General features: G+C 68.7%; 20 protein-coding genes. 4 read left to right on the forward strand and 16 right to left on the reverse strand.

Translation table 11 applies throughout. From position 1 onward, the window contains the following. Positions 1-57 precede the first annotated feature (57 nt). Complete coding sequence (locus JRI60_RS17850; RefSeq protein WP_204227062.1) at positions 58-1,065, forward strand: tetratricopeptide repeat protein; 1,008 nt, start codon at positions 58-60, stop codon at positions 1,063-1,065. A 114-nt stretch (positions 1,066-1,179) separates the two neighbouring features. On the opposite strand, the gene JRI60_RS17855 is transcribed toward JRI60_RS17850, so the two are convergent. The 4 genes from JRI60_RS17855 to clpB form a co-directional block, all read right to left on the reverse strand. Then, positions 1,180-1,773 carry an HmuY family protein gene (locus JRI60_RS17855; protein WP_204227063.1) on the reverse strand — a complete coding sequence of 198 codons (594 nt, stop codon included), beginning with the start codon at positions 1,771-1,773 and terminating at the stop codon, positions 1,180-1,182. A gap of 11 nt (positions 1,774-1,784) precedes the next feature. Next, on the reverse strand, positions 1,785-3,815 hold the full coding sequence (locus JRI60_RS17860; protein WP_204227064.1) for a TonB-dependent receptor plug domain-containing protein: 2,031 nt from the start codon (positions 3,813-3,815) through the stop codon (positions 1,785-1,787). Positions 3,816-3,873: 58 nt separating this feature from the next. Beyond that, complete coding sequence (locus JRI60_RS17865) at positions 3,874-6,147, reverse strand: RCC1 domain-containing protein (RefSeq protein ID WP_204227065.1); 2,274 nt, start codon at positions 6,145-6,147, stop codon at positions 3,874-3,876. A gap of 222 nt (positions 6,148-6,369) precedes the next feature. After that, on the reverse strand, positions 6,370-8,973 hold the full coding sequence (gene clpB / locus JRI60_RS17870; RefSeq protein WP_204227066.1) for an ATP-dependent chaperone ClpB: 2,604 nt from the start codon (positions 8,971-8,973) through the stop codon (positions 6,370-6,372). A gap of 227 nt (positions 8,974-9,200) precedes the next feature. On the opposite strand from clpB, the gene JRI60_RS17875 reads away from it, so the two are divergent. After that, positions 9,201-9,704 carry a hypothetical protein gene (locus JRI60_RS17875; RefSeq protein ID WP_204227067.1) on the forward strand — a complete coding sequence of 168 codons (504 nt, stop codon included), beginning with the start codon at positions 9,201-9,203 and terminating at the stop codon, positions 9,702-9,704. A gap of 15 nt (positions 9,705-9,719) precedes the next feature. Here the strand turns inward: JRI60_RS17875 and JRI60_RS17880 are convergent, their stop codons facing one another. Genes JRI60_RS17880 through JRI60_RS17890 form a run of 3 tightly spaced genes read right to left on the reverse strand, consistent with a single transcriptional unit; the run spans position 9,720 to position 10,925 of the window. Then, positions 9,720-10,370, reverse strand: a complete 651-nt coding sequence (locus tag JRI60_RS17880; RefSeq protein ID WP_204227068.1) for a hypothetical protein — start codon at positions 10,368-10,370, stop codon at positions 9,720-9,722. Continuing rightward, positions 10,367-10,678, reverse strand: a complete 312-nt coding sequence (locus tag JRI60_RS17885) for a DUF1844 domain-containing protein (protein WP_204227069.1) — start codon at positions 10,676-10,678, stop codon at positions 10,367-10,369. The genes JRI60_RS17880 and JRI60_RS17885 overlap by 4 nt, the downstream gene beginning before the upstream one ends. Before the next feature lie 4 nt (positions 10,679-10,682). After that, positions 10,683-10,925, reverse strand: coding sequence for a hypothetical protein (locus tag JRI60_RS17890; RefSeq protein WP_204227070.1), 243 nt, complete (start codon positions 10,923-10,925; stop codon positions 10,683-10,685). A gap of 298 nt (positions 10,926-11,223) precedes the next feature. Here JRI60_RS17890 and JRI60_RS17895 point away from each other — a divergent pair, with 298 nt between their 5' ends. Both JRI60_RS17895 and thiD read left to right on the forward strand, forming a co-directional pair. Beyond that, positions 11,224-11,985 (forward strand): gamma-glutamyl-gamma-aminobutyrate hydrolase family protein, encoded by a 762-nt coding sequence (locus JRI60_RS17895; protein WP_204227071.1) that lies wholly within the window; start codon positions 11,224-11,226, stop codon positions 11,983-11,985. After that, positions 11,982-12,722 carry a bifunctional hydroxymethylpyrimidine kinase/phosphomethylpyrimidine kinase gene (thiD, locus tag JRI60_RS17900; protein WP_204227072.1) on the forward strand — a complete coding sequence of 247 codons (741 nt, stop codon included), beginning with the start codon at positions 11,982-11,984 and terminating at the stop codon, positions 12,720-12,722. The genes JRI60_RS17895 and thiD overlap by 4 nt, the downstream gene beginning before the upstream one ends. 76 nt (positions 12,723-12,798) lie before the next feature. Here thiD and dnaB read toward each other — a convergent pair whose 3' ends face one another. From dnaB to JRI60_RS17945, 9 genes are all read right to left on the reverse strand, one after another. Beyond that, positions 12,799-14,172 carry a replicative DNA helicase gene (gene dnaB, locus JRI60_RS17905; RefSeq protein WP_204227073.1) on the reverse strand — a complete coding sequence of 458 codons (1,374 nt, stop codon included), beginning with the start codon at positions 14,170-14,172 and terminating at the stop codon, positions 12,799-12,801. Positions 14,173-14,371: 199 nt separating this feature from the next. Beyond that, positions 14,372-14,818 carry a 50S ribosomal protein L9 gene (gene rplI, locus JRI60_RS17910; RefSeq protein ID WP_204227074.1) on the reverse strand — a complete coding sequence of 149 codons (447 nt, stop codon included), beginning with the start codon at positions 14,816-14,818 and terminating at the stop codon, positions 14,372-14,374. Positions 14,819-14,851: 33 nt separating this feature from the next. Next, entirely contained in the window at positions 14,852-15,193 is a 342-nt protein-coding gene (gene rpsR, locus JRI60_RS17915; protein WP_204227075.1) for a 30S ribosomal protein S18, read from the reverse strand. A 50-nt stretch (positions 15,194-15,243) separates the two neighbouring features. Further along, on the reverse strand, positions 15,244-15,705 hold the full coding sequence (gene rpsF, locus JRI60_RS17920) for a 30S ribosomal protein S6 (protein ID WP_204227076.1): 462 nt from the start codon (positions 15,703-15,705) through the stop codon (positions 15,244-15,246). A 228-nt stretch (positions 15,706-15,933) separates the two neighbouring features. Continuing rightward, positions 15,934-16,512 carry an aminoacyl-tRNA hydrolase gene (pth, locus tag JRI60_RS17925; RefSeq protein WP_204227077.1) on the reverse strand — a complete coding sequence of 193 codons (579 nt, stop codon included), beginning with the start codon at positions 16,510-16,512 and terminating at the stop codon, positions 15,934-15,936. A 78-nt stretch (positions 16,513-16,590) separates the two neighbouring features. After that, positions 16,591-17,286 carry a 50S ribosomal protein L25/general stress protein Ctc gene (locus tag JRI60_RS17930; protein ID WP_204227078.1) on the reverse strand — a complete coding sequence of 232 codons (696 nt, stop codon included), beginning with the start codon at positions 17,284-17,286 and terminating at the stop codon, positions 16,591-16,593. 186 nt (positions 17,287-17,472) lie between these two features. Further along, entirely contained in the window at positions 17,473-18,426 is a 954-nt protein-coding gene (locus JRI60_RS17935; protein WP_204227079.1) for a ribose-phosphate pyrophosphokinase, read from the reverse strand. Between the two features lie 66 nt (positions 18,427-18,492). Next, positions 18,493-18,792 (reverse strand): septation regulator SpoVG, encoded by a 300-nt coding sequence (gene spoVG / locus JRI60_RS17940; RefSeq protein ID WP_204227080.1) that lies wholly within the window; start codon positions 18,790-18,792, stop codon positions 18,493-18,495. 91 nt (positions 18,793-18,883) lie between these two features. Then, positions 18,884-19,243, reverse strand: a complete 360-nt coding sequence (locus JRI60_RS17945; RefSeq protein ID WP_239470586.1) for a DUF5658 family protein — start codon at positions 19,241-19,243, stop codon at positions 18,884-18,886. Between the last annotated feature and the right edge of the window lie 141 nt (positions 19,244-19,384).

A 19,384-nucleotide genomic window follows, 5' to 3' on the forward strand; every position in this document is an offset into this window, starting at 1 on the left:
GCGAGCAGGCACCGTGTTCTCCTCACATACGCGTTACGCTGGGGTGAAGGTCTCCGCATGCCCTGGCTCACCCTCGTCCTCTCCCTCATGGTGCTCGTGCTGCTCCGGCAGCCGATCATCTCCGGGCTGTTCTCCCTGGCTGAGACGTGCAGCTTCGACTGGGGGGCCTACCGCGGCACGCTCCGGCTCATTCGGACCATCCGGCTGCTGGGGGCCAATGTGCCGATGCGACGGATGCTGCACCAGCTCTCGGTGCATGCCCACGAGGCGCTCGGAGACACCGCGCGGGCCGTCGAGGGCGCGCGGCTCCTCGCGAAGGAAGCCAGGGCGGTAGAGGATTGGGGGCTCGCCAACACCGCCATCAACACCTTCATCAACGCGGGCCTGTACCAGGAGGCCCTGGAGGTCGAGCGCGGTTGGGAGCCCCAGGAGGAGCCCGACGAGGAGTGGGGCCTGGTGCAGCTCAACCTGGCCGAGGCGCACTACAACCTGGGGGACTGGACGGCTGCTGGCGAGCGGCTCCGGGCCGTGGAGGAGGTGGCGGGCGGAGAGTCACTCCTGCGTCATGCGCTTCTGCTGCAACACGCATGGATTCAAGCGCATACCGGACGTGGCGAGGACGCGCTCGCCACCCTGGAGTCATTGAACCTCCAATGCCTGCCCCGCGTGTACTGGAGCGAGGCGGCCTTCACCCGTGCCTCGGTGCTGCTGGCACTGCGGCGGTTCGATGAGGCCGAAGCGCGGGCGCGGGAAGGGCTGTCACTCGCGCGCCGGGCCTCGAGCACCCGGAACGGGCTGTTCCTGCTCGGGCGGATCTCCCTGGAGGCGGGGCGCCTGGAGGAAGCCTCGCGTCACTTCGAGGCCGGTGTCGCCCATCCGTACCAGGGGCAGGGCGGTGGCGCGCTGCTGGAGTGGGGGGACTGCCTGGAGCGGCTCGGTCAGGCGGACCGGGCCCGAGCTGCGTGGCGGCTCGTGCTCGAGCGAGATCCCCAGAGCGCCGCGGCCCGGGAGGTGGCCTCGCGGCCTGGTATCGCGAGCGCCGAGGGCGAAATCGCCACGAGTTGACGAGCCTGGTGGTGCGGCTTGTCACGCTGTGGGTCATCTCGTGGCCGGCCACGTCCAGCGCCGTGTCGCTGTGCACCACGAAGTCGCCGCCCAGCACGCGCATGCCCTGGTCCCTCAGGGTCCCGTGGTAGGCGCCTGGAGTGGTTGGTAGCGCAATGCCAGACGCGCCGGGGTGCCCGTGTCGTCGTAGTACGAGAGCATCTGGAGCTTGAAGTAGTGCCCGGCGCTGCTCTGGACCACGTACAGCAGCTCGTCGCGGGTGACGAGCCGGTGCTTGACGAGATCGTAGGTGTACCAGCCGCCGTGGACGCCGTTGAACACCGGCTCGGAGGCGTCCTGCTGGTAGCCCTCGGCGGGGGCCGTGGTGAGCGCGTCCCAGCCCTGGCCCTCGAGCACCGCCACCCGCACCTTGCCGGTCGGGTTGCCACCCCCGCCGTTCATCGTGACGGTGTATCGCTGGAAGGCCAGGTCCCAGCCGTTGGTCTCGAGCGCCTCGTCGGTCTTCATCTCCCGGCCCTCGTCGATGTCGAAGTAGACCAGGGCCGACTTGTTGGTCGCGTCGATGAGGGCGTGGTTGCCCCCGTCCTCCCGCGGTGTCACCGTCACGAGCTGCCCGGAGGTGGCCTGGCCGTCGAACGGGTAGTCCTCGCGCAGGTCCGGGGCACAGCCCGCCATCCCGAGCCCCAGCAGCAGCAGCGTCCTTCGCATCGTCCGCATTTTCAGTACTCCCACTGGACTCCGCCCAGCACGCCGCGCGGAGGCCTCGGGTTGAACTGCTGGTCGCCCGCGTTGAGCAGGTTGTAGCCGTTGACGAAGACCTCGAACCCGCCCTTCAGCGCGTAGGAGACCTGGGCCTCCAGGTCGAAGTACGAGGGCGCCCACACGCTGCTGTCGTCGCCGTAACCGATGACGTTGGCCATGCCGCCCTCCGTGCCCAGGTAGTACGGCCGGCCGCTCACCCACGAGCCGCGCACGGTGGCCTCCAGGTTCAACGGGCGGTAGCGGGTGGAGAGCTGCGCGTTGACGCGGTGCCGGGCCCGGCCCTCCAACGGACGGTCTCGCGTGAGATCCTTCGCGTCGAGCAGCATGTATCCCAGGTCGAGGTACGTCGAGCGCACGGGCAGGCGGATGCGGCCGTTGAGCTCGACGCCCTGCGTGTACGCCCTGGCCACGTTCTCGTAGCTGAAGGTCACCGGGTTGTCCGGGTTGGGCGTGCCTCCAGCGGTGATGTTGATGAGGTTGGTGAGCCGGGTGTGGAAGCCGCTCGCGGAGAAGAGCCAGCCGTCGAGGGGCGGGCGCCAGTCCACGCCGACGTTCACCGCCGCCGAGCGCTCGGGCGACAGCTCGCGGTTGCCCGCGACGATGTAGCCCACCCCCTGGTTGGAGAAGCGCAGGTACAGCTCCTGGAAGGACGGCGGGCGGAACCCGAGTCCCACCGAGGCACGCACCGTCAGGGCCGGGCTCGGGTCCAGCTTGAGCGCCAGCCGGGGCGAGGGGGCTCCGCCGAACTGCGAGTCCAGGTCGAAGCGGAAGCCCGGTGCCACCTTCAGCCTGGGCCCCGCGGCGTCCGAGGACAGCGCCACGTCCCACTCGTCCTGCACGAAGGCTCCACCCCGGAGGCGGGCCACCGGGCTCTCCTCGAGCCGCGCCGAGGTGAGGCGCTCGCCGAGCAGCTCGACGCCCCCGGTCAGCGCGTGATTGCCGAGGCGGTGGTCCGCCTGGACGACGCCCTCGTAGAGCCGGGTGATGTTCTGCGAGTAGTCATCGAGCGCCCGCGAGCCGCGCTGGTCCTGGAGGAGCTGCTCGCGGAACAGGCCGAAGTGGCCCCGGACGAGCAGCGAGGTGTCCGAGGGAAGTTGCTTGCGGCCACCGAGCGAGACGTCGAACTGCTCCTGCCGCTGGCGGCGGTCGAGCACGGCGCCCGAGGGGTTGAGATCGACGGCGTTCTCGTCGCGGCGGTTGTACTGGCCGCGCAGCCACAGGCGGGAATCGTCATCCGGCGACCAGGCGAGGGCCAGGTCACCGTCGAATCGGCGCAGCCCCGCGCCGCTCGTCGCCGCGTCGGTGGGTTGCCAGTCGTAGGGGTCGCGGGTGCGGTAGCCACCGCCCACGCGCACCTCGAAGGGGCCCTGCTTCGTGCCCGCGTGCGCGCGGACATCGCCCTCCAGCAGCATGCCGAACGAGCCCCGGGCGCTCGCCTCCAGGGGTCGCTGCACCCGCCGGGTGATGAGGTTCACCACGCCGCCAATGGCATCCGCCCCGTAGAGCGCCGCCGCCGGTCCCTTGACGATCTCCACGCGCTCCACATCGCGCAGGCTGAAGCGCCCCAGGTCCAACGTGGTTCCCACCCGCCCGCTCACGCGCTCGCCATCCACGAGGATGAGCACGTACTCGGGATCCATCCCCTGCAAGCGCAGGCCCGTGCCCCGGAAGGTGTGCACGAGCTCGACGCCCGGGTGCTGTTGCAGGAGCTGGCCCAGGTCCCTCGCTCCGGTGGCTTCGATCTGCCCGCGCGTGATGACCTCGGTGGCCAAGACCACGTCCTCGAGCTTTCGCTCCGTGCGCGAGGCCGTGACGACCGTCTGCTTGCGCCGATCCGTCTCCTCGGGCTCGGGAGGAGCTGGTGGGGCAGGGGGAAGGGGAGCTGGCTCGGAAATGCCCGGCGTCTCGGCGGGGGCCGGGTTGCCGGGCTGCTGCGGGTCGAGCGGCTGACCCGCCAGGAGGGCCGCCGTCACCAGGGGGAGAATCACGAGGTGACTCTCCGCCGGATAACCTCAGGTCGTCAATGTGTCGGCCAGGGGCACCACCTCACGGGTTGATAGCGGGGTGCTCCGTCGGGGAAATTCTCGTGAAATGGCAGGGAAGCAACACGGGGCTCGGGCGGGTGTGCAGGCTGGACACGCCGTCCCCGATCGTCTGGTTCGCGTTGTTACCCCAGCTCAGCACCTCACCGTTCGCGCGTGTCGCCAGGGCGCTCTCGCTGCCGGCCACGAGGGTCACGATGTCCGTCAGGTGCGGGACCGGGGCGGGCGTGGCGGAAAGGTCGCCCGCCGTTGCATACCCCAGGGTGCCGGAGGTGTTGCCGCCCCAGCTCCAGACGCTTCCATCCCGACGCAGCGCGAGACCGTACAGGCCGCCGACCGAGATGGCGGACACCTCCGTCAGGCCCGGCACCGGCGATGGGGTGGGTTGGGTGTAGGACGGATTTCTCCCGAGCTGTCCGGAGGCGTTGCCGCCCCAGCCCCAGACGGTGCCGTCCTGGCGCAGCGCGAGGACGGAGAGAGAGGCCGCTGAGAGGGCCTCCACGTCCAACAGGCCCGGCACCCGTGCAGGGGTGAGCCGGGAGACGCGCGTCCCGTCTCCGAGCTGGCCGGCGGCGTTGTCGCCCCAGGCCCAGACGGTGCCGTCCTGGCGCAGCACGAGGGAGAATCCGGAGCCCGCGTCGAGTGCCACGACCTCCGACAGGCCCGGCACCTGCGCGGGGGTGAGCCGGGAAGTCGTCGTTCCGTCCCCGAGCTGTCCGGAGGCGTTGTTGCCCCAGGCCCAGACGGTGCCGTCCTGGCGCAGCGCCAGGAGGTGCCCGGAGGACCCCTCGAGGGCGACGATGCCCGACAGGTTCGGCACGGGCATGGGCGTGGACCGGGAGACGCGCGTCCCGTCTCCGAGCAGTCCGGAGGAGTTGTCGCCCCAGGCCCAGACGGTGCCATCCGCGCTCAGCGCGAAGGCCGAGAGGTTCTGGAGCTCGACGGCCACCGCGTCCGAGAAGCCCGGCACCTGACCCGGCTCGGCGCGAGTGATGCGCGTTCCATCGCCGAGCTGACCTGCGTCGTTGTTACCCCAGGCCCAGACGGTGCCATCCGCGCGGACCGCCAGGGCGCTGTAGTAGCTGATGGCCGCGTCCACCACGTTGCGCGGGTTCTTCAAACGCACGGGGGCGGGCCGGAAGTCCGAGCCGGTCCCCATCTGGCCGGAGTTGAAGCCCCAGGCCCAGAGGGTGCCATTCCTGTGCAGTGCCATCGAGTGCTGGGAGCTCGCCGCGAGCGCCACTACTCCCCTCAGGTTCGAGACCGGAGCCGACGTGAGCCGGTCCTGCAGGGTTCCATCGCCGAGCTGGCCGAGCCAGTTGCTGCCCCAGCCCCACACGGAGCCATCCCCGCGCACCGCCAGCGAGTGTTGGTCACCCGCGGCAAGGGAGACCGCCTTCGTCAGGCCCGGAACCGGCGCGGCCGTGGCGCGGCTCGCCCTCGTTCCATCGCCGAGCTGTCCCGCTCCGTTTCCGCCCCAGGCCCAGACGGAACCGTCCGCGCGCACCGCCAGCGAATGGGTGACGCCCGCGGCGAGGGCGACCACGCCCGTGAGTCCCGGTACGGGGGCGGCCGTTGGCCTGCTGGTGTACGTCCCGTCCCCGAGCTGGCCGGAGGAGTTGTCGCCCCAGACCCAGACGGTGCCATCCCGGCGCAGCGCCAAGCTGTGCTGGGCGCTCGTCGCGATGTCCACCACGTCCTTCAGTCCCAGCACCGGCACCGGCAGGTACCGATCGAGGCCCTCTCCATCACCGAGCTGGCCGTACCAGTTGGCACCCCAGGCCCAGACGGTGCCATCCCGGCGCAGAGCCAGTCCGTGATGGGCCCTGGCCGCGATGGCGATGACGTCGGTCAGGCCCGAGACCTGTACCGGGGTCAGGTGGCCTTCTTGTCCCCAGGGATCCTGGCCGCTTCCGAGCTGGCCGAGGTCGTTGCTACCCAATCCCCAGACGGTGCCATCCCGGCGCAGCGCCAGTGCGTGATTGTCGCCCAGCGCGACGGTCGTCACCTCCGACAGGCTCGGGACTCGCGCCGGCAGTTGCTGGTTCTTGAATCGGTCCCCCCGGATCTGCCCGATGGCCTCGATGCCCCAGGACCACACGTTGCCGTCCTCGTCCACCGCTATCGAGTGGCGCTCATTTGTCGCGAGCCTGCCCCGGGCGAACGAGTCCCACTCCCTCCTTGGATGGCTCTCGCCAGTGGCCGGGACGGCCCACAGCAGGGTGCCCAACAGCGGCACCAGCAGTGCCCTCCACGGATGATTCCTTCCTCTTCGCATCGATCCCTCTCTCGGTTGAGCTGTGCCGTCGGCCGCAGAGCAGGGATCGTGCCGTCTCGTGAACTCGCGCAAGTCCCCGAGATGTTGTGAGCCCGCTCTCGCCACACCTGGACGGGTGACGGTTTGCGCGCTCCGGCTGACGAATTCCGTCGCGAAGAAGCCCGGCGACCCTCACGGGGCCACCGGGCTTCTCGCTTCAACAGGGGAGGGGAGACAGGCCGATTACGCGGCCTTCGCCTGGCCCTTGCCGAACTTCAGCGCGTCCTTGCCCGCGTCCACCATGATGTGGTCCCCGGGTGCGTACTCGCCTCCCAGCACCTTCAGCGCCAGCGGATCCATCAGGTACTTCTGGATGGCACGCTTCAACGGCCTCGCCCCGTACGTCGGGTCGTAGCCACGCTCCGCCAGGAACGCCTCCGCCGCCTCCGTCAGCTCCAGCGTCAGCCGCTTGTCCGCCAGCAGCTTCTGCATCCTCGCCACCTGGATGTCCACGATGCTCTGGATGTCCTTCTTCCGCAGCGGCTCGAAGATGATGATCTCGTCCACCCGGTTGAGGAACTCCGGCCGGAAGTGCTGCCGCAGAATCCCCATCACGTCGTTGCGCGTCGCCTCGTCCAGCTCCTCCTTGCCCGCCATCCCCTCCTGCAGCGCCTGCGAGCCCACGTTGCTCGTCATGATGAGCACTGTGTTCTTGAAGTCCACGGTCCTCCCCTGGCTGTCCGTCAGCCGGCCCTCGTCCAGGATCTGCAGCAGCATGTTGAAGACGTCCGGGTGCGCCTTCTCGATCTCATCGAACAGGACCACCGTGTACGGCCGGCGCCGCACCGCCTCCGTCAGCTGGCCTCCCTCCTCGTAGCCGACGTAGCCCGGAGGCGCACCCACCAGCCGCGCCACGGAGTGCTTCTCCATGTACTCGGACATGTCGATGCGCACCATCGCGCTGTCGTCGTCGAAGAGGAACTCCGCCAACGCCTTGGCCGTCTCCGTCTTTCCCACGCCCGTGGGGCCCAGGAAGATGAACGAGCCGATGGGCCGGTTCGGATCCTGCAACCCGGAGCGCGCCCGGCGCACCGCGTTGCTCACCGCCTCGATGGCGCTGCGCTGTCCGATGACCCGCTTGGCCAGCCGGTCCTCCATGTTCACCAGCTTCTGGACCTCGCCCTCCATCAGCTTGGAGACGGGGATGCCCGTCCACTTGCCCACCACCGCCGCGATGTCCTCCGCGTCCACTTCCTCCTTGAGGAACTTGTGGCTCTTCTGCAGCTCGGCCAGCTTCGCGTTCTGCTGGGTGATCTCCTTCTCCAGGCCGGGGATGACGCCGTACTTGACCTCCGCGGCCTTGTTGAAGTCGCCCTGCCGCTCCGCCGTCGCCTGATCGTTCTTCGCCTTCTCGAGCTTCTCCTTCAGCGCGCCAATCTCACCGATGGCCTTCTTCTCCTGGTCCCAGTGAGCCTTGAGCGAGTTGAACTTCTCGTTGAGGTTGGCCAGCTCCTTCTCGATCTGCGCCAGCCGCTCCTTCGAGTGCGGATCCGTCTCCTTGCGCAGGCCCTCGCGCTCGATCTCCAGCTGGGTGATCTTCCGCCGCACGTCGTCGATCTCCGTGGGCATCGAGTCGATCTCGATGCGCAGGCGGCTGCACGCCTCGTCGACCAGGTCGATCGCCTTGTCCGGCAGGAAGCGGTCGGAGATGTAGCGGTTGGACAGGTTGGCCGCCGCCACCAGCGCCGAGTCCTGGATGCGCACGTGGTGGTGCACCTCGTAGCGCTCCTTGAGGCCACGCAGGATGCTGATGGTGTCGTGCACCGTGGGCTCGCCCACCATCACCGGCTGGAAGCGCCGCTCCAGCGCCGCGTCCTTCTCGATGTGCTTGCGGTACTCGTCCAGCGTCGTCGCGCCGATGCAGTGCAGCTCACCGCGCGCCAGCGCCGGCTTGAGCATGTTGCCCGCGTCCATCGCGCCCTCGGCCTTGCCCGCGCCCACCAGCGTGTGCAGCTCGTCGATGAAGAGGATGATCTCCCCCGCCGCGTCCGCCACCTCCTTGAGGACCGCCTTGAGGCGCTCCTCGAACTCGCCGCGGTACTTGGCGCCCGCCACCATCGCGCCCAGGTCCAACGTCACCAGGCGCTTGTTCTTCAGTCCCTCGGGCACGTCCCCGTCGATGATCCGCCGCGCCAGGCCCTCGACGATCGCCGTCTTGCCCACGCCCGGCTCACCGATGAGCACCGGGTTGTTCTTCGTGCGCCGGCTGAGCACCTGGATACAGCGGCGGATCTCCTCGTCCCGGCCGATCACCGGATCCAACTTCCCGGCCCGCGCCGCCTCCGTCAGATCGCGCCCGTACTTCTCCAGCGCCTGGTAGGTGGACTCGGCGTCCTGGCTCGTCACCCGCCCCGAGCCGCGCACCTCCTTGAGGCTGCTCAGCACGCGGTCGCGCGTCACGCCCGAGGACTTCATCACCTCGCCCACCGCCCCCTTGTCCTGCGTGAGGGCCAGCAGCAGGTGCTCGCTGGAGATGAAGTCGTCCTTGAGCGACTTGGCCTCGTCCTCGGCCTTGTCGAAGGTCTTCATCAGCCGCTGGCCGAGCATCGCGCCCTCGCCGCCCTGCATCCGCGGCAGCTTCTGGAGCGCCTCGCCCAACCGGCTGGCGAACAGCTTCACATCCACCCCCACCTTGCGCAGCAGCGGCTCGACGATGCCGTCCTTCTGTCCGAGCAGCGCCGTCGCGAGGTGCTCCGGCTCATAATTCGGATGATCGGCACGCCGGGCCAACGACTGCCCTTCCTGGATGGCTTCCTGGGCCTTCACCGTGTACTTGTCGAGTCGCATGACCTCAACGTAAGGGCCGGAGGACCCTTGGCAAGAACGGCCTGAACATCCACATTGCATTTGTTGCGTGAAGGTGAAAGTTTGAGCCTTTACGGACTTCCGGGCTCTCCGGGAGTTGCGTTTCTCCACGGAGCCCGGGTATATGCCGGCTCATTAGCGGGGGGAGTCCTCTGGAAGCGCACGGCGGTTATCTCATCCGAGTTGAATCCCTGGGGGGCCTGAGGCTCATGGAGCTGGCCCGGCAGGCGCTCGTCGAGGACGGCGCCGCGGCGGACTCCCTGCTGACGGTCTCCATCTATCGCCGGCGCAAGATCATCCGCCTGTCGCTGGATGGGGCCCACTCCGCCGGGCGCCGGGGCTCGCACTGGTACAGCGAGCATCAGGCGCTCGCCCGCCTGCTGTCCCAGGCGGTGGGTGTCACCGTGCACTCCTACGTCTATGACCCCCAGGAGTACGAGGAGGTCATGGCCTTTGGTAGGGGCCAGCACGTAGGGGGCGAGCGGCTCCTCTATGACGAGGTGGAGCTGCCCGAGTGCCTGGACGGGGAGTTCGACGACGAGGCCTTCGCGCGGATGCAGGCCCGTTGGCCGCTGGGCCACCTGGCGTGGGTGTACGGGGTGGAGCGGGACCTGCTGCTGGAGCTCCACCGCGTGCCGACGACCCGGCTGAAGCTCAACGGCACGGAGTCGGAGCCCCCCCTGGAGCACCTGCTCAGGGGCATCGCGGCGTAGGGCCCCGGGGGCTTCTCAGTCCTCTTCCTCGGCGAGGTGGCCGTCCTGGGCGCTGACGGCCTGACGGACGCGCTCGCTGCGGAAGTACTGGCCGAGCAGGGCGAAGGTGCCGGCGACGAAGGCCGTCTGCAGCACCGTGCTGCCCGACATGAGCAGGGGCACGGTGGCCTTCACCTGGGCGGCCATCTCGGGCTCCTTGAACTCGGGCAGGGTGCTCATGGCCTCGGCCATGGCGATGCCCATGCGCCTGGCCACCACCATCCACTGGGCGCCGTCGATGGTGCGCAGGAAGGCGGCGGCGATGGCGGCCCCTCCGAGCAGCCGGCGCATCCGCCCCAGGGGGAGCCCGTCGGGCCGGAGCAGCCGGCCGGCGGACACGAAGACCAGGGCGCACGCCACCGAGAGCGCCCCCAGCACGAGCGAGCGCGGCTCGCGCATGGGCTCGAGCGCGGCGAACTGGGCCTCGAAGGCGCGCTCGGTGACGGCCTTGTCGGCCATCAGGGTGATGCGCGGCTCGCTGGACTCCTTCAGCTCCGAGAGATGGCCCAGGCCCAGGGCCTCGCTGAGGGCGAACAGCCCGGTGAGGCTGGAGAGCACCAGACACACCGCCGCCGCGAAGCGGACGCCTCGCGGCAGGCGCTGAGAGGAGGAGGCCGGGGAATTCAACGCTTGTTCGCCTCCACGAAGCGGATGCGCAGATCGGCCAGGAGGTTGTCGAAGAGCTGCTTCTCCTCGGGCGTGAGGTTGCCGCGCGTCTTGTCGTGCAGCATCCCCAGCAAGTCCAGGCTCTGGCGAGCGAGCACCAGGTCCCGCTCGGCCTTGCCCGTCTCCGGATTGGGCGCCTCCCCCAGATGGATGAGGGCGCTGGAGGCCAGGCCGATGAGGAAGGTGCTGAAGGTAATGGGGGCCTCGGACGCGGTGGATCGCGCCTCGCCCTTCATCACGAACGTCTCTCCGCGCTTCTCCTCGCTCATGACGTTACTCGGCCGCCTCGTTGTCCTCGTCCTCGTCCTCGTCCTCGTCGCCCTCGTCTTCGTCCTCGAAGTCCTCGTCGTCCTCGAGCTCGTCGTGCATCACCGTCTCCACCGGCACGGACTTCTCGGCCGCGTCCGGCAGGGACTCGATGTGGCGCTGGTACGTCTTCTCGTCCACCACACCCGAGCGCAGGTAGCGTTCGACCGTGCGTTTGTCGAGGTACTTGGGGTCGGTCGGATTGGCCATGGTTCAACTCCTCGGAATCTCTTGGAAAAGGGCGCGCCACCTTATAGCAGGGCTACCCTCTGTCAACGCCGCTAAACCCCCACCCGTCTCCAGAGCCGATGAACGCCCCTGCCACACCGTCCCTTCCCCGAGGACCGTCCGTCCTCCGCGATCACACCGTCCGCCCCGGGCTCGCCTGGGTAGCGGCGGTGGTGCGCCTGCCCGCAGGAGGGGCGAGGGGGACTCCTCCGAGGGCAAGCCGCCTGTCCGCTGCTTTTGACAGGGGCTCGCGGGGGGCTAGCCTCCCGGGCGGAGACGCATGACGCACAAACCTCATGGCCAGGCCCCCCGCCGGCCGAACATCGGCATCACCCCCGACTACAGCGCCAATCGGCCCGACTCGCCCTTCCCGTACTACGAGCTGAAGGTGCCCTACGCCGACGCCGTGCTGCGCGCCGGGGGTCTGCCCTTCGTGCTGCCTTACTCGGACGACCTGGCGTGCGTGGACGCGTACCTGGATCGCATCTCCGGGCTCGTCGTCACCGGCGGCGCCTTCGACATCCCTCCCGAGGCCTATGGCGAGACGGCCCGTGAGGGCATGGGGCCACTGAAGGTCTCGCGAACGGCCTTCGAGACGGCCCTGATGCGCGGGGCCCTCAAGCGCAACATGCCCGTCCTGGGCATCTGCGGGGGCATGCAGCTGCTCAACGTGGTGCTGGGTGGAACGCTGCACCAGGACATCGGCCGGGAGGTTCAAGGCGCGCACGAGCACGAGCAGAAGCATGACCGGACGCAGCCTCAGCACCCGGTGGACGTGCGCGAAGGAACCTTGCTGGCCGAGGCCGTGGGCCGGGGTCAGTTGATGGTGAACTCGACGCACCACCAGGCCGCCCGGCGCACCGGGGAGCGGGTGGTGGTGAGCGCCGTGTCGCCGGATGGGGTGGTGGAGGCGATCGAGTGCGCCCAGTACGCCTTCGCCCTGGGCGTGCAGTGGCACCCGGAGCTGATGCTCAACACGGTGCCCGCCCACGTGGGTGTCTACCGGGCCCTCATCCAGAAGGCGCGCGAGCACCGGCGGTGAGCGGGCCTCCGCGCATCCTGCTCTGCGCCGGCCATGAGCCCACCGGCCGCGCGGGGTTGCTGGCGGATCTGTCCGCGGTTCGGGCGCTGGGCGGTGCTCCGGTGGCCGTCCCCTCGGCGCAGACGGCGCAGGGTAGGGGGACGTTCCTGTACCGGCCCACTCCGGCCCTCGTGCTGCGGGCCCAGGTGACCGCGGCCCTCGAGCTGGGACCGTTGCATGCCGTGAAGCTGGGGCAGGTGCCTGGACCCGCGTTGTTGGGGGCGCTTCGCGAGTCGCTCCTCGGCGTGGACGCGTGGTGGGTCGTGGACCCCGTCGTGCGGACGTCGAGAGGTGAGGTGCTCTCGAAGCTGACGCCTCGGCACTATCTGGCACTCGCGGGGCCGAAGGTGGTTTTGACTCCGAACCTCGACGAGGCCGCGTGGCTGCTCGGCGGGGGCGAGGTCCGCACCGTGGCCGAGGCCCTCGAGGCGGGCAGGGCCCTGATCGCGCACGGTTTTGGCGCGGTGTTGGTCAAGGGCGGGCATCGGGCCACGGGCGCGGTGGATGTGCTGTGTCTGCCTCGCCGGGACGTGGTGCTGGAAGGGGTGCGGCTCGCGCGCCCTCCAGAGCGCCGGGGCTCGGGGTGCCGGCTGGCCTCGGCCCTCGCCGTGGAACTGGGGCGGGGGAGGGGGCCTTTGAGTGCGGCTCGACGTGCCAAGTCCTATGTGACTCGGTATCTGCGGACCGGTCGGGACTGAGTTGGCAACACGGAGGGCTTATACCCTCACCCCGTCCCTCTCCCAGAGGGAGAGGGGTTGATGAACAGCGGGGGCTCTATTCGACTCGGGCCCGGCTCTCGAATCGCGTGTACTCCGCGAGGAAGATCAGATCGATCTCTCCGATCGGGCCGTTACGTTGCTTGGCCACGATGAGCTGCACCGGAATCGCCGAGCTCGTTCGCTGCTCTCCTCCGCCCCCCTCCGCGTCCGTCTGGTCCTCACGGTGGATGAACATCACCACGTCCGCGTCCTGCTCGATCGAACCCGACTCGCGCAGGTCCGAGAGCATCGGCTTGCCTCCCTTGCGCTCCTCCACCTTACGGCTCAGCTGCGAGAGCGCGATGATCGGCACCTCCAGCTCCTTCGCCAGCTGCTTGAGCGCACGGGAAATCTCCGCCACCTCCAGCTGACGGCTCTCCACCCGGCCCTTCTGATGCATCAGCTGGAGGTAGTCGATGATGATCAGCGACAGCCGTGGATCCCTCTGCTTGAGCCGCCGCGCCTTGGCGCGCAGATCGAACGGGGACAGGCCACCCGAGTCGTCGATGTAGATGGGCGCGTTGTAGAGCTTGCCCGCCATCTCCTGGAACTTCTCCTCGTCATGCGCCGTGAGCCGCCCACCACGCAGCTTCTTCATGTCCACGCGCGCGCACGACGCCAGCAGACGCATCAACAGCTGGTCCGAGGGCATTTCCAGGCTGAAGATGGCCACCGCCCTGGCGTCATCCGCCAGCGCCGCGTGCGTCGCCATGTTCATGGCGAAGGACGTCTTTCCGCAGCCAGGACGCGCCGCGAGGATGATCAGCTCGCCCGCATGCAGGCCCGTGAGCTGGTTGTCCAGGTCCACGTAGCCCGTGGACAGGCCCGTGATTCCCGTCGACGCCGCCTTCATCTTGTCGAGAAGGTCCAGCGTGTGCTCCATCAGGTCGCTGACGGGCCTCAGGTCTCCCTCGCGCTTCTTCTCCGCCAGGAGGAAGACCTTGCGCTCCGCCTCGTCCAGCAGCACCTCCAGCTCGCCCGTCTCCTGGCTCGCGAGATCTTGGATCTCCCTCCCCACTCCCGCCAGCCGCCGCCGGATCGCCTGGTCCTTCACGATCTTCGCGTACTGGATGACGTTGCCCGGGACCGGCACCACCTGGTCCAGGCTCATCAGGTACGCCGGGCCGCCCACCGCCGCCAGCTGCCCCAGTACCTTCAACTCCTCGGCCAACGTCAGGTGATCCACCTGCCGCGACGAGCCGTCCAGCTTGATCATCGCCGCGAAGATCTGCGCGTGCGCCGGACTGGCGAAGTCGTCCGTGCTCACCACCTCCGCCACGCTGGCGATGATCGTGTTGTCCGCGAGCACGGCTCCCAGCACCGCGCGCTCGGCGGCGAGATCCTCGTGGGACCGCCGCCCTCCTGTCCGAATGTCGAGGATGTTGTCCATGGATGTCCCGCCAGTCTACAGGCCTGTAGCTCAGGCTGGCAGCTGCGTCTGACACACACAGCCCCGCCTCCGGCTCTCTCCCGCAAATGCAAGGGCCGCCCGGGAGTTGATTCCCGGACGGCCCTGGTACTTCACGGTCTGTTCACGGTGACGGATACCCTCACCCCGACCCTCTCCCAGCGGGAGAGGGAGTGGGGGCTCAGGCCTCCGGCGCGACCTCGACCTTGATCTTCGCCACCACGTCGCGGTGCAGCCGCAGCTCCACCTCGTACTGACCCGTCGCCTTGATGGGCTCGGGCAGGTGGATGTGACGGCGATCCACCGTCTGACCCTGCGCGGCCAGCGCCTCGGCGATGTCCAGCGCCGTGACGGAACCGTACAGCTTGTCCTGCTCACCCACCTTGCGGCGGATGGTGGCCTTCACCGCGCCGATCTTCTTGGCCTGCTCCTCGGCCGCGCCCTTCAGCTTCGCGTTGCGCGCCGAGATGACCGCCCGCTCGTGCTCGAGCTGACGCACGTTCTGCTCGGTGGCCAGCACCGCCAGCTTGCGCGGCAGCAGGTAGTTGCGGCCGAAGCCGTCCTTCACCGTCACGAGCTCACCGGACTTGCCCAGGTTCGTGACGTCCTCACGAAGAATGACCTTCATGTTGATGTCTCCGTTGGTACGTGGGGCGGCCGGTCAGCCGACCATCGCGTTGTAGGGAAGCATCGCCAGACCGCGGGCGCGCTTGATGGCCGTGGCGATCTCGCGCTGGTGCTTGGCGCAGTTGCCGGAGATGCGGCGGGGGATGATCTTGCCGCGCTCGGTCACGAAGTACTTCAGGGTCGACTGATCCTTGAAGTCCACCTTCGCGTTCTTCTCCGCGCAGAAGCGGCAGACCTTCTTGCGGCCGAAGCCGCGTCCACCACGCTTCTCGTCATCACCACCGGCGCCGCCGCGACCGCCACCGTCCCGGTCGCCCCTGTCCCTGTCCCTGTCCCTGTCGCCGCCGCGGGGAGCGTTCCTGTCATTACCGATCATGAGTGTTCTCTCTTCTCTGGAATGGGTCCGTAGAAGACACCCGGGAAGGCTCAAGCCTCCTCGGTGGCCTCCTCATCAGCCGACTCGGGGATGTCCTCGGCCGCCACGCGCTCGACCGGCGCGGCACCCGGACGCGTCTCCTCGACGTCGCCAGCCAGCTTCACATCCTCGAGCACCGGACGGGTCTCGGGATCCACCTCGTCCGCCAGCTTCACGGACAGGAAGCGCGTCACCTCGTCGAAGTTGCGGAGGTTGCGCTCCACCTCGGCCACCAGCTTGGTGTGACCCAGGTAGCTGGCGTGCACGTAGATGGCGCGCGGCTGCTTGGCGATGGGGTACAGCGTCTTCTTCTTGCCCCACACCGTGAAGCGGAGGACCTTGCCACCCTCACGGCCCACGATGCCGCGAACGCGCTCCTTGAGCTTGTCCACGTTGTCGTCGGTGAGGTCCGGCTTGACCAGGAAGATGGTCTCGTACTCACGAAGCCGCTTGGCGGCCTGCGTCTCAGCCATGTTTCTCTCCCCTTGGGGTTGAGTGCCCCCCGGTTGCCCGTGGAGCGGGGAAACGGTTCGGACGGTCCAAGGGGGATCGTCCGCCGGGAACGGGAAAACCGCGCGCCCGTCGCCCTCGCGCTTCGTCCCGGATGCACGCACCCGGGATGATGGAAAAGAACACTTCCGCCCCCCCGTGACTTCCCGGAGGGCGGGGAAGGGGCCTTCTACGGGGGGGCCGCCCCCGAGTCAAGGCGCCCGCTTGTTGTACCGGTTCATCGCCGTCGCCAGCCCGTCGCGCACCCAGGTGTCGGCCGCGTCCGCCGCCTGGGCGATCAGATCGTCCAGCTGCCGGCGCTCGCCGTCATCGAAGTTGGACAGCACGTACCCGGCCACCCGGTCCTTGGCATTGGGGCCCTGCGGCTTGCCGATGCCGAAGCGCAGCCGGATGAAGCCGTCCGCCCCCAGGCTGGACACGCTGCTCTTCAGCCCGTTGTGGCCTCCGCTGCCCCCGCCCGCCTTCAGCTGCAGCCGCCCGAAGGGCAGATCCAACTCGTCGTGGATGACGAGGATGTCCTCCACCGCCACCTTGTAGAAGCGCGCCGCCTCGGCCAGCGAGCGGCCGGACAGGTTCATGTACGTCTGCGGCTCCAGGAAGAGGACCTTCTCGCCCCCCAGGGTGCCCTGGCCCACCCGGGCCTGGAACTTCTCCTGGTTGAGCTCGGCGCGCGCCCGCGACAGCAGCGCCTCCACCACCATGAATCCGATGTTGTGCCGGTGCCGCTCGTACTCGCGCCCGGGATTGCCCAGTCCACAAATGAGCTTCATGGCGACGCTCCTCCACAAAAGGGACGGGGCTGGCCCTTTTTCCGGACCAGCCCCGCGCGTACGGCAGGAAAGACGCGATTACTTCTTCGCGCCAGCCGCCGGCTTGGCCGCGGCACCGGCCGCCGGCTTGGCCGCCGCACCCGCCGCGGGCTTGGCCGCCGCCGCCGCCGGAGCAGCAGCCGCCGCCGCCGCCGGAGCCGCCTCGACCGCGCCCTCGGGCGCGCTGATGACGGCCAGCGTGTAGTTCACGTTCGACTTCACCGTGATGCCCTCGGGCAGCTTCACATCGTTGATGTGGAGCGCCTGGGCGATCTTCAGCGACGTCACGTCCACCTCGATCTTCTCGGGGATGGCGCGCGGCTTGGCCCAGACCTCGATCTCACGGCGGATCTGCGTGAGCAGACCACCCTCGGCCACGCCCTCGGCCCTGCCGCTGAGCACCACGGGCACGTTCACCTTCACCTGCTCGTCCTCGCGGACGGCGATGAAGTCCACGTGGAGGATCTCACGCGTGACCGGATCCTGCTGGTAGTCCTTGAAGAGGACCTGCTGCTCGGCACCCACGCCCTTGAGGGTGATGAGGGTGTTGAACTTGTGCGGGGTGTTGATGGCCTGACGCACGGACTTCGGGTCGACGGCGACGCTCAGCGGCTTCTCCAGGTGCTTGCCGTAGACGACGGCGGGCACCAGGCCCTGGGCGCGCAGACGGCGCGCGGCGCCCTTGCCAGCGCCCTCACGGGCCTTCACCTCGAGCGTGCTCTTGTCGATGGACATGGATCTTCCTCGGTGGGGACTGCGATGTGACCCGCCGGAGCCCTGGCGCCTCTGGCATCCCGCCCCCGTGGCGGGCCCCGAGACGGCGCCTTCCAGAAAGAGAGGGCCGGCGTGGTGTGGGGTGCGACATGCCAGCGCGGGCGGCCAGAGTCAAGCCACCCGGCGGGCGGGAATGCCCTTCTCCGCCTAGACGAAGAGGGAGCTGAGCGAGTCGGCGCGGTGGATGCGGGCGATGGCCTCACCGAAGAGACGCTCGGTGGTGAGCACGCGCATCTTGCCGCTCGCCTGGGCGGCGGGCGACAGGGGGACCGTGTCCGTGAAGACGACCTCCTCCAGCGTGGAGTCCTGGATGCGCTGGATGGCGGGCCCGGAGAGGATGGGGTGGACGGCGTAGGCCATCACCCGGCGCGCGCCCCGGTCCTTCAGGGCGGCGGCGGCCTGGGTGAGCGTGCCCGCGGTGTCCACCATGTCGTCCACCAGCACCGCGTCCTTGCCGTTCACGTCGCCGATGAGGTTCATCACCTCGGAGGCGTTGGGGCGCGGCCGGCGCTTGTCGATGATGGCCAGGCCGCAGTTGAGCCGCTTGGAGTAGGCGCGCGCCCGCTCCACGCCGCCCGCGTCCGGCGAGACGATGACCAGGTCCTGCGAGTCGGGGAACTTCTTGCGCAGATCGTCCAGGAAGACCGGCGAGGCGTAGAGGTGATCCGAGGGGATGTTGAAGAAGCCCTGGATCTGCCCGGCGTGCATGTCCATGGACACCACGCGCGTGGCGCCGGCCACCTCCAGCAGATCCGCGATCAGCTTGGCGGTGATGGGCGTGCGCGGGGCCACCTTCCGGTCCTGCCGGGCATACCCGTAGTAGGGGATGACGGCGTTGATGGAGCCGGCGCTCGCGCGCTTGAGCGCGTCGCACATGATGAGCAGCTCCATCAGGTGGTCGTTCGCCGGCGGGCAGGTGGACTGGACGATGAAGATGTCCAGGCCGCGGACGTTCTCACCGATCTCCACGTGGATTTCCCCGTCGGAGAAACGGCCCACCGACGCCTTCCCCAAGGGACGCTTGAGGTAGTCGCAGATGCGGTGGGCCAGACCCGGGTTGGAGCTCCCGGTGAACACCTTGAAGTCTCGCGGCTGCTGCATGGGCGCGCTACTAGCGCGCCCCGTGCCGGAAGGGAAGAGCCTTGAGCGCCAACGCTCGGGCCGTGCTCAGTCGTGCTCAGCCGCCTGGAAGACGGTTGCTCCCCCGGCGGCTGTCTGCAGGTGCCGCTCGTATTCTATGAGGATGGTCCGCTCCATCTGGTTGCGCGTGTCCGCGTTGAGCGGATGAGCGATGTCCTTGTACGTCCCGTCCTTCCGCCGCTTGGCCGGCATGGCGATGAAGAGTCCAGACGCTCCATGGATGACCTTCAAATCCCGGATCACGAAGCAGTGATCCAGGGTGATGGTCACGTAGGCCTTCAGCTTATCCTCTTCGACCGGGTACACCTTGACGTCGGTGATGTTCATGGTCCCCCCACAGACCCCTGAGGTACGAGCTGGGGGGGGAGCCTGAGTCAGACCGACCCGGAAAATCAAGCCTGTCGGGGCTTCTCGTGGCTCAACCGATGCCTCGCTGACAGAGATGGGCCAGGAAGGCGAGGTGGTACACATCGATGACGCAGTAGAGCGCCGCGCCCGCCTGGATGGCCCGCTGGCTGATCCTCAACGAGCGGTGCAGGCACAGCAGCGTCAGCCCCAGGCTGACGATCGTCACCTTGACGGCCATGAAGGCCAGGGGTGAGTGCTCATAGGCCACCCGCATCAGTGGGTTGAGCTCCTCGGCCACATCCAGCTGTAAAAAGGTGAGGGTGAAGAGCCCATCCAGCAGGTTGAGCACCAGCAGCAGCACCGCCGCCGGAGTGATGTGGAAGGAAGCCCCGTCGATCCCCGCCCCGTGTGTCGCCTGCGTCGCCGCCACCCGCACCTCCCCGTTGGTATCCGGGACAGGGGCTCTTCAAGATGCTTGCCAGCGCTGGAGTGGAACGGCCGTTCCCCGCGCGGGCCGGGCGCGGGATGGGTCCGGGGGTTTTGGAAAGTTGACGTGCCAGGGGGGGCATGT

It is taken from the genome of Archangium violaceum (assembly GCF_016887565.1).
Lineage (GTDB): Bacteria > Myxococcota > Myxococcia > Myxococcales > Myxococcaceae > Archangium > Archangium violaceum_B.

Excerpts from the sequence above, each read along its gene's own strand:
- rplI (WP_204227074.1), bottom strand. The coding sequence starts at position 14,818 with ATGAAGGTCATTCTTCGTGAGGACGTCACGAACCTGGGCAAGTCCGGT.
- rpsR (WP_204227075.1), bottom strand. The coding sequence starts at position 15,193 with ATGATCGGTAATGACAGGAACGCTCCCCGCGGCGGCGACAGGGACAGG.
- spoVG (WP_204227080.1), bottom strand. The coding sequence starts at position 18,792 with ATGAACATCACCGACGTCAAGGTGTACCCGGTCGAAGAGGATAAGCTG.
- JRI60_RS17930 (WP_204227078.1), bottom strand. The coding sequence starts at position 17,286 with ATGTCCATCGACAAGAGCACGCTCGAGGTGAAGGCCCGTGAGGGCGCT.
- JRI60_RS17865 (WP_204227065.1), bottom strand. The coding sequence starts at position 6,147 with ATGCGAAGAGGAAGGAATCATCCGTGGAGGGCACTGCTGGTGCCGCTG.
- dnaB (WP_204227073.1), bottom strand. The coding sequence starts at position 14,172 with ATGGACAACATCCTCGACATTCGGACAGGAGGGCGGCGGTCCCACGAG.
- rpsF (WP_204227076.1), bottom strand. The coding sequence starts at position 15,705 with ATGGCTGAGACGCAGGCCGCCAAGCGGCTTCGTGAGTACGAGACCATC.
- JRI60_RS17875 (WP_204227067.1), top strand. The coding sequence starts at position 9,201 with ATGGAGCTGGCCCGGCAGGCGCTCGTCGAGGACGGCGCCGCGGCGGAC.
- clpB (WP_204227066.1), bottom strand. The coding sequence starts at position 8,973 with ATGCGACTCGACAAGTACACGGTGAAGGCCCAGGAAGCCATCCAGGAA.
- JRI60_RS17885 (WP_204227069.1), bottom strand. The coding sequence starts at position 10,678 with ATGAGCGAGGAGAAGCGCGGAGAGACGTTCGTGATGAAGGGCGAGGCG.
- JRI60_RS17895 (WP_204227071.1), top strand. The coding sequence starts at position 11,224 with ATGACGCACAAACCTCATGGCCAGGCCCCCCGCCGGCCGAACATCGGC.
- JRI60_RS17890 (WP_204227070.1), bottom strand. The coding sequence starts at position 10,925 with ATGGCCAATCCGACCGACCCCAAGTACCTCGACAAACGCACGGTCGAA.
- JRI60_RS17850 (WP_204227062.1), top strand. The coding sequence starts at position 58 with ATGCCCTGGCTCACCCTCGTCCTCTCCCTCATGGTGCTCGTGCTGCTC.
- JRI60_RS17855 (WP_204227063.1), bottom strand. The coding sequence starts at position 1,773 with ATGCGAAGGACGCTGCTGCTGCTGGGGCTCGGGATGGCGGGCTGTGCC.
- JRI60_RS17935 (WP_204227079.1), bottom strand. The coding sequence starts at position 18,426 with ATGCAGCAGCCGCGAGACTTCAAGGTGTTCACCGGGAGCTCCAACCCG.
- pth (WP_204227077.1), bottom strand. The coding sequence starts at position 16,512 with ATGAAGCTCATTTGTGGACTGGGCAATCCCGGGCGCGAGTACGAGCGG.